Raw genomic sequence first — 7,832 nt, forward strand, 5'->3', positions numbered from 1 at the left:
AGTTTCCCCGGGCGGCCTCGCTCAGGATCATCTTGTCGAGGGTCAGGTCGGAGACAGCACGCCGGAGCCGCTGGTTCTCTGTCTCGAGCTCCTTGAGTCGCTTCAGCTGATCGCGGCTCATGCCGCCATACTGCCTGCGCCACCGGTAGTAGCTCTGCTGCGTGATGCCGACCTGGCGCACCGCATCACCGACCGACAGCCCTTGGCCTTGCAGCACCTCAACCTGCCGCAGCTTCAGAACGATGTCTTCGGGCTTCTCTCGCTTCCCAGCCATTCTCTGGTCCTCTCCATGACGGGATCATTCTATCCCAGTGGGCGGACCACTTCAGAGGGGGCATTTCACGCGTCTGCATGAGGTAGCGAACGACCCTGGCGTTCCCGAGCAGCTTGCCGACGTAGGCCTTGATCACGGTCAGATGCAGGTGATCCTGGCCGTAGGTGTCCTGGATCGAGGCAATGCCCTCCTGCAAGCGGGCTAGCTCCTGTTCCATCCGCGCCATTGCCTCGGGCGTGATGCCCTTCACTTTCTTTGGCTTGGACGACTCGGCCAGCTGCGCCTGTGGTGTGCCGGCGAGGATCGCCTTCACGTAAGCGACGGAGTAGTTGTTGGCGTTGACCAGCAGTTCGGCCGCCTCGATCTGGCGCATGGTCTTCATCTTGCGAAGCGCGTCAAACACGGCGTTCGTGCAGGGCTTGTCTTTCAGGATGGCAATGGCTTCCTCGGAGATGCCATCGAGCAGCTTGATCTTCTTCTGGATGCTGCGCGTGCCTAGATCGAGCGCGGCTGCGATCTTTTCCTCGGGCACGCCGCGTTCGATCGCCTTCCGGATCATCCTGTGCTCCTGGATCGGCGCAAGGCGACTGACCTGCCGGTTGTAGGTGAACGCCTCGTCGTCGGTGGACACGAGGCATTCCACCTCCTGCACGCCGTCATCCTTCAAGGCCTCGATCCGCAGATGTCCGTCGAGCAGCAACCAGGTGGCGGATTTGTCGGGGTTCGGGACGACCACTGGCGGTTCGACGATCCCGATCTGGGCGATGGAGGCGACGATCTGCCGGTACTTTCGGCTGGATTTCGCGCTCTTGCTAAGGGTTCGCAGGGGCAAGATCACGTCGATCGGCAGGGTGACACAGTCGTCGTCGAAGCCGTGATTGACGCTGGCCGGGCGTTTGTCCGCGGCCCGTTTCATGACGAGGGTCCATCGGTGACCGCCTGGGCGAGATCGGCGGGCATCGTCTCAAGCCCCTCGGCACGAAGCAGCGTCATGAAGTGCTCGTCCGCACACAGCTTCCGGAACGCCTCGCGCACGAACATCAGCCGGCTCTGTGCGAGTTCGGCCTTCTTGATCAGCAGTTTCTGACGTGCCGCCTCCTGCTGATAGGCTCGGACAAGTCCCTCGCTGGTCAGCGCGCGTTTCGCCACCCTCCGCCCGAGCGCATTGCTCTTGATCTGAGGCCCGCGGAGCTCGCGCTGCTGGATCAGGCGGCGCACAAGCGTCAGTTTCCGGCCACGCAGCTTTTTCTGAGTATAGGCGTCCATCAGCGCCTTCTGCGCGCCCTTGGCGTCGGTCTTGGAGATCTGGATGGCGAGATTGAGCGGCAGCAGTCCGGTCTCCACGGCGGAGACCAGGCGCTCCTCACCCTTCTCCAGCAGCCCGGCGATCATGTTCACGTACTCGTAGGAGACCCCGATCTTTTCGCCGATCTGGCGGTCGTTGTAGCCGCGTTCGCGAAGCGAGCCGATCTCGCGCATCAGATCGATCGGGTTGTGCTGCCGCCTCGCGCAGTTCTCGACGAGGCTCATGACAAGGCACTGGCTCTCGTCGGCTTCGATCACGATGGCCGGGATCTGGTGCTGCTTAAGCTCGATGAACGCCTCGAGGCGGCCTTGACCACAGACGAGGTCATACTCCTGCGGGTCCGTCCCGGCGCGCGGGGCCACGGTGATCGGCCGCTTCAGGCCGATGCGAGCGATATTCTCCACCATCGCCTCGAAGGTGCGACGGTTGCGGACGCGGGGGTTGAGGATCCTGATCCGGTCACAAGGGATGAGGGTCACCTGCTTCTGGCTGGTCGGCTCCATGTCGTCGGGCATCACGCCACCTCCGCGATCCTGGCCCGCGAGGCGAGCGCGTAGAAGAAATCGAGCGTGTCGAACCGATACGCATCGAGTGCGAGCCCGTTCTGCTCGGCAAATTTCAGCTTCCCGAAGGTCATGTCGATGCTGGGCAGCACGTAATAGTCGCGGGGCAACTCGTTCACCTCGTCCATGCGCACGGCGATCGTGATGTCGGGAACGAGGCCGGCGTCGAGACGGATGCGCCAGCGCAGCGACCCGGCCGCCGTCGCCGTGCACCGAGCCAGCACGATGGACACGGTGAACTCGTCGTTGACGCGAAGCAGATCGGTCTCCGGATCTTGCACAGCCCGCCCACCGTGCCGCGTGACCCCGGCGATGATCTCGGCCACCACCTGCGGATGCGCCTGTCGCAGAGCGCGGTTGATCTCGATGTAGCTGTAGTCGCGGTCTGGCTCGTAGCCGATCAGCCGGTAGGCGCGCAGCAGGCTGCCGAAGCGGCTGCGATAGGCGCTGGAGGACGGAAGATCATCCTCCTCGTCGATGATCAGACCCGACAGCATGCCTTGCCGCTTCAGGATCGCGCGCAAGGCATCGAGCAGTTCCTCGTCGGAGAAATGGTGGCTGCGGGCGTCGACGATTTCCCGAGCCCGCAGGAAAAGGACCTTGTCGACGATGGCCGGGAACGCGCCCTCCGCCCGGATCCACATGTCCCGAGGGTTCACGACACGGCGCTGCTTCAGCTTGAACGACACCTTGTTGAAGACGTTGTTCCCGATATACTTTTCGTTGGTCAGCACCTGATGGACGGTCGCCCGGGTCCACGGTCGGTCGAGATCGTTGCGGTGGCCTTCGGCGTTCAGGACCTCCGCGATCTCGCGCTCGGGACGCCCCTCGTTGACGAACATCTCGTACATGCGCTGAACGACCCGCTGTTCCTCTTCGGGGCCGGGCACGAGGATCACGCGGTCGGTCTGGAGGCTCTTCTGCTCGCCGCGCGACAACTCGCCCTTCGGATTGCCGTGCTCGTCGATCAGCACTCGACGCAGGCCGTATCCGGCGGCACCGCCCTGGCGATAGCCCAACTCGACGAGGCGGCATTGCCCGGCGAAGACCTTCACCGACAACTCACGGCTGTACTCGCCCGCCATCACGCGCTTCACGGTCTTCAGGAGGTTCGAGCCGATGCTGCCGTCGTTCTCGAACTGCTCGCCGCAGTAATGGACCCGGATGCCGGCGCGGGAGCAGACGTGCTCATGATAGGCGCCCTCGTCGGCGTCCTGAAACCGGCCCCAGTGGCTGACATCATAGACGAGGATCGCCTTGAAATCGGCTTGGCCCGACTGGACCTCGGCCATCAGGCTCTGCAGCGCCTCCCGGCCATCGAGCCGCAGGCCGGATCGCCCGGAGTCCTCGAAAGTCCGCAGGATCGTCAGGCCGCGGGTTTCGGCATACTTGCGAATGACGTCCAGCTGATATTCGGTCGAGTATTTCTGGTGGTCTGTCGACATCCGGACGTAGGCGACAGCGGGTACGTCTTGCTCGGCCGCCGTGCTAACCGTTTCGGTGTTGCCGCTTTGACCTGCCATTCACCGTGCCCCTGTTCACAGCGCGAAGCCCCGGCAAGCCCGTTGCGGGTGCCGCGCTGTGCCTCGGCGGGCGGCGAGGCACAGCGGCCCTCTCATGCGTCCATGCGCCGGCGTTCCGGTTCTGCCGTTCATTTTCCTCACCTTCGGAAGTGCGGATGCCCGCCGCAGCCTTCCGGACCGGCCCGTCACGGGCACAGACGGATTCTGCGGTTTTCATGTCTCTCCAGACATTTAGCGGAGAAACACATGAAGATGCGGGTGAAGATGGGCACAGTTGTGCCGAAGATGGGCACATTTGTGCACCCCGAGGATGTTCCGAGCGACTATCGCGCGGCCGTGGCGATGGCGTTGCACGCGGAACTCGGATCGACCCACCGAGCGATCAAGTCCGCCATGCGATGGACCGGTGCGAGCGAGCGGACGGTGAAATACTGGTTCGCTGGCGAGCGTGGACCGAGCGGCGAGCACCTGGTGTCGCTCGCGCGGCATTCGGACGTTGTGCTGGTCTTGCTGCTGACGATGGCAGATCGCCTGGTTTTCGACGATGGAGAAGGGTAGGCAGAACCGCCGCCCGGCGAGCGGGCCCTTGTTTCGTGTTCGATATTGGTTATCTTGAACACATACGATCGAGGGAGAGCGCCATGTCTCGGACCACCACCATGACCGTGCGTGTCAGCGGCGCGCTCAGCGAGTTCGTCGCGACCAATGTCGGCGAGGACGGCGCCTATGAGAACGTCAGCGAGTACATCCGTGATCTGATCCGTCGCGACAAGGAGCGCGTCGAGCGTGAAGCCTTCGACCGGCTGAAGGCCGAGTTGAACCGCGCGTTCGCGGCCCCCGAGGAGAGCTACAAGTCGCTGACCGCCGCCGAGGTGATCGCCCGGAACCGGACCTGATCGCATGGCGATCCGGGTCCAGGAGGCGGCGTCCGTCCGGCTCGACGAGATTTACCGATACACCCGTGACACGTGGGGCGAAGCGCAAGCCGAGACCTACATCACCGGCTTGTTCGCTGCTTTCGAGCAGATCGAAACACGCGGTGTGCATTCGCGCGCCGTGCCCGCCGAATTCGAAGTGGAGGGGTATTTCTTCCGGTACGAGCGGCATTTCGTGTATTGGAGGCACCTCTCGAACGGCGATATCGGTATCGTCACGATCCTCCACGAGCGGATGCATCAGATTGATCGTTTCAAGGAGGACTTCTTTAGATAACGTTTCTCCCAGACCAGTCTCCAAGGCCTTGAACCGGCAACGGCGCACACAATGCTCTTGGTTTGTATCCGTTTTGATCATGCTTTGTTTTTCCAGCAGCGTAAGCAAGCGTAGGCACGGGTGTTGAACAGAACCTCCTTGGATTCGCCGATTTCAGAATAGATCCCGGTCGCTACTTCGAGCAGAGTTTTCAGGCGCTCCGTTCCCTCCGCCACCACGCCAAGCGAAAGTTTCCCCTCGGCCCGGCTGCGGTCAGATTTCTCTTTGTTTTCGAGGGATATGCGGGTGGGGCTGCCTTAGCAGACTACGCCCTCGAAGAACGCGCATGCGGTTTCGCGGAGCCGATATTCTCCCTACCTCGCAACTGTGCGGATCTGGTGTACGGCCACCCGCCATCAAGACAGTTTGACCCAACCTGAACTCTTAGAAGTCAGTCGCACCCAAGAGACGGAACAGAGCTCGAAACGAACCGCGGCTGCTGGTCTGGTGGTCGATGACCGCGGCCTTGGGCGTGCGCCGTGGCGTCTCGAGTGGCCAAACGGATGTCCGTGAGCCGATGGCGTTCCGGGCATCCCGGAACGGGGGCAGCGGTCGGCCGGAGGCGGAAAGACCTCCGTTAAGCAGGCCGGGGCCTGCTCTGCCGCAAGCCGGATCTGATCCCCCCGCTTCCGCATGCTGCGCGCCGCGGGACCGTGGGCGTTTCGTGATTTCGCGAATTGGACTAGGATGGACCCCGTCCAGAACGAGTATCCGATTCCCTTGCCAATTCGCGCTTTTGCGGCGCGGGGGCAAGTCTTCGTGGAAACTGCGGTCGATTGGGGGCGAATTATGGTAGAGGTGCTGGTTTACAAGGCCGATCACGGGGCCCGTGACGGCGAAAGAACATATGGCTGGGTGATCGACACGGATTACACGTTCGAGATATCACCGTGGTCCCATCCGGACTCGAACTATATCGACGATGACTGGTCCGTCGATTACGCTCAGATCGGCGATGCGGCGTTCGCGACGCAATCGCGATATGACGAGCCCGATTCCTTCATCAATTCGATGCGTCTCGCGATCTCGAGCGGGGATGGCTTCGCGTATCAATTGACGGACGAAACCGGTACGGATTTCTATTCCCCGACGAGGTTCCACTCCTTCGCCGATCAAGCTGTTTTCCTGGCGGTCAACCCGCGGGCCGACACGACGCTCGCGGGTGGCGAGGCGCTCATGGTGACCGACGGGGTCAGCACGCCGCGCTTGCTGATCGACGAACCGCTGTGGGAGTTCTGGGTGCTGAGCAACTCCATCTGGGCGCGCGAGTCGTCGCGGGGCGACAGATACGATCTTCACCGTATCGATACCGATTTCAACGTGTCGAAAGTCTATGATTGGGATGGCGAGAGCAACGTTCTGGAAACCATCGCCGTATTCGAACTAGGCAATGCGGTATATCAATTCGCCTGGCACGGTGGTGAGCAGGAATTTTTCCGCTATGACGCGAATACCGGCACTTTCGACGATCTGAACATCGTCGATTATCGCGGCACTTTCGTGGGAAACACGTCGAGCCACTTCTTCTACTGGGACAATCAACAGATCCAGGGCGAGTGGACCGGGACCGAGCTTTGGGTCAGCGACGGCACGAGCACATCGCTTTTGCGCGATATCCGGCCGGGCGACGCGAGCTCGTATCCGAACGACCGGCTGGCCGCAAATCACGCGATCGTCGGCGACAGGATGTTCTTCTGGGCCCGCGACGCCGCCGAGATCGATGGCGTCGAACTCTTCGTCACGGATGGCACGCCCGACGGGACGCTCCAGCTGACTGGGACGGGTCGGCCAAGCGGCAATCTGGGCGGTGACACGCGCGCTGTCGGCTTCTGGGAGATCGTCGCGCTGGACGATGCCCGTGCGCTGATCGTGACCACCGGCGCGCAAGGGACCGAACTGCATGTGAGCGACGGCACGGTCGGCGGAACGACACTCCTGGCGGATCTGCAACCGGGCGAGCCGGGCGCGGAGCCGGTGATCTACGATGTCCATGATGGCCGGGCCTATTTCTCGATCGGGTCGGGCCCGGATGACGAGCTCATGTGGGTGACCGACGGGACCGCGGCCGGCACCTATCCCATACCGGATCACCGGCCGGAGGGGGCGGGCGCGCGGCCGCAGATGGCCGAAGTCATCGAGTTGGACATGGCTGCACTGGCCCCACGTCGGATCGCCGGCAGCCTGGACGGCGAAAACATCTTCGGCACGATCGCCGCCGAGATCTTCGACGGACGAGAGGGCTGGGACTGGATCTCCCCCGGCGGGGGCAACGACACGGTGGACGGGGGCGCGGGCAACGACATGGTGTCGTTCTCGGACCTGGCGGAGACGCCCGGGCGGACCAACCTGGACTACCGCCTGACCATCGATCTCGAGGCCGGGACGGCGGTCAGCCACGACGGCGCGGAGCGGATGAGCCTGCTGAACCTCGAGCGGGTGACGGGCACGATCTTCGCCGATTTCATCCGCGGCGACGCGGGCGCGAACCAGCTGCGGGGCCTCGGCGACTACGACTGGTTCCTGGCGACCACCGGGCCCGACACGATCGACGGCGGCAACGGGCAGGACATGATCAGCTTCGTCGAGTGGCAGAACGCGGCCGCCAACACCATCGGCGACGCCTTCGGGCCGCTGCCGCCCTCGGGCGCGCAGGCCACGGGGATTTACCTGGATTTAACCAATCCGGCCAACAATACGAACCTGGCCGCGGGGCTCGAGCTGACCAGCATCGAGCGGATCACCGGCTCGGGCCGGCAGGACGTGTTCTTCGGCGACGACCAGTCCAACGATTTCCGCGGCCTGGGCGATTTCGACTGGTTCGTCAGCTCCGATGGCGGGCGCGAACGGTATTTCGGGGGGGATGGCGACGACACGGTGACCTATTTCAACGCGCCCGGCGCGGTGACGGCGTCGCT

7 protein-coding genes and 1 pseudogene are annotated in these 7,832 nt (G+C 63.2%); 4 read left to right on the top strand and 4 right to left on the bottom strand.

What is annotated here, in order from left to right:
- The 4 genes from BUB76_RS17120 to BUB76_RS17135 form a co-directional block, all read right to left on the bottom strand.
- The coding region (locus BUB76_RS17120) for a transposase (RefSeq protein ID WP_073130055.1) at positions 1-274 on the bottom strand (274 nt) is incomplete at its 3' end.
- Complete coding sequence (locus tag BUB76_RS17125; RefSeq protein ID WP_084140744.1) at positions 219-1,190, bottom strand: plasmid partitioning protein RepB C-terminal domain-containing protein; 972 nt, start codon at positions 1,188-1,190, stop codon at positions 219-221. The genes BUB76_RS17120 and BUB76_RS17125, both read right to left, overlap by 56 nt.
- Positions 1,187-2,095, bottom strand: coding sequence for a plasmid partitioning protein RepB C-terminal domain-containing protein (locus tag BUB76_RS17130; protein WP_073130671.1), 909 nt, complete (start codon positions 2,093-2,095; stop codon positions 1,187-1,189). The genes BUB76_RS17125 and BUB76_RS17130 overlap by 4 nt, the downstream gene beginning before the upstream one ends.
- Positions 2,095-3,666, bottom strand: coding sequence for a recombinase family protein (locus tag BUB76_RS17135; protein WP_073130674.1), 1,572 nt, complete (start codon positions 3,664-3,666; stop codon positions 2,095-2,097). The genes BUB76_RS17130 and BUB76_RS17135 overlap by 1 nt, the downstream gene beginning before the upstream one ends.
- A 246-nt stretch (positions 3,667-3,912) precedes the next feature.
- Between BUB76_RS17135 and BUB76_RS17140 the strand changes: the two genes are divergently transcribed.
- The 4 genes and pseudogenes from BUB76_RS17140 to BUB76_RS17455 form a co-directional block, all read left to right on the top strand.
- Positions 3,913-4,224, top strand: a complete 312-nt coding sequence (locus tag BUB76_RS17140) for a hypothetical protein (RefSeq protein WP_073130677.1) — start codon at positions 3,913-3,915, stop codon at positions 4,222-4,224.
- 83 nt (positions 4,225-4,307) lie between these two features.
- On the top strand, positions 4,308-4,562 hold the full coding sequence (locus BUB76_RS17145) for a ribbon-helix-helix domain-containing protein (protein ID WP_073130680.1): 255 nt from the start codon (positions 4,308-4,310) through the stop codon (positions 4,560-4,562).
- Between the two features lie 4 nt (positions 4,563-4,566).
- Positions 4,567-4,878, top strand: coding sequence for a type II toxin-antitoxin system RelE/ParE family toxin (locus BUB76_RS17150; RefSeq protein ID WP_073130684.1), 312 nt, complete (start codon positions 4,567-4,569; stop codon positions 4,876-4,878).
- Between the two features lie 837 nt (positions 4,879-5,715).
- Positions 5,716-7,832, top strand: a pseudogene (locus BUB76_RS17455) (hypothetical protein); the annotation flags it as partial.

This window comes from Palleronia salina (assembly GCF_900141995.1).
Taxonomy (GTDB): Bacteria; Pseudomonadota; Alphaproteobacteria; order Rhodobacterales; family Rhodobacteraceae; genus Palleronia; species Palleronia salina.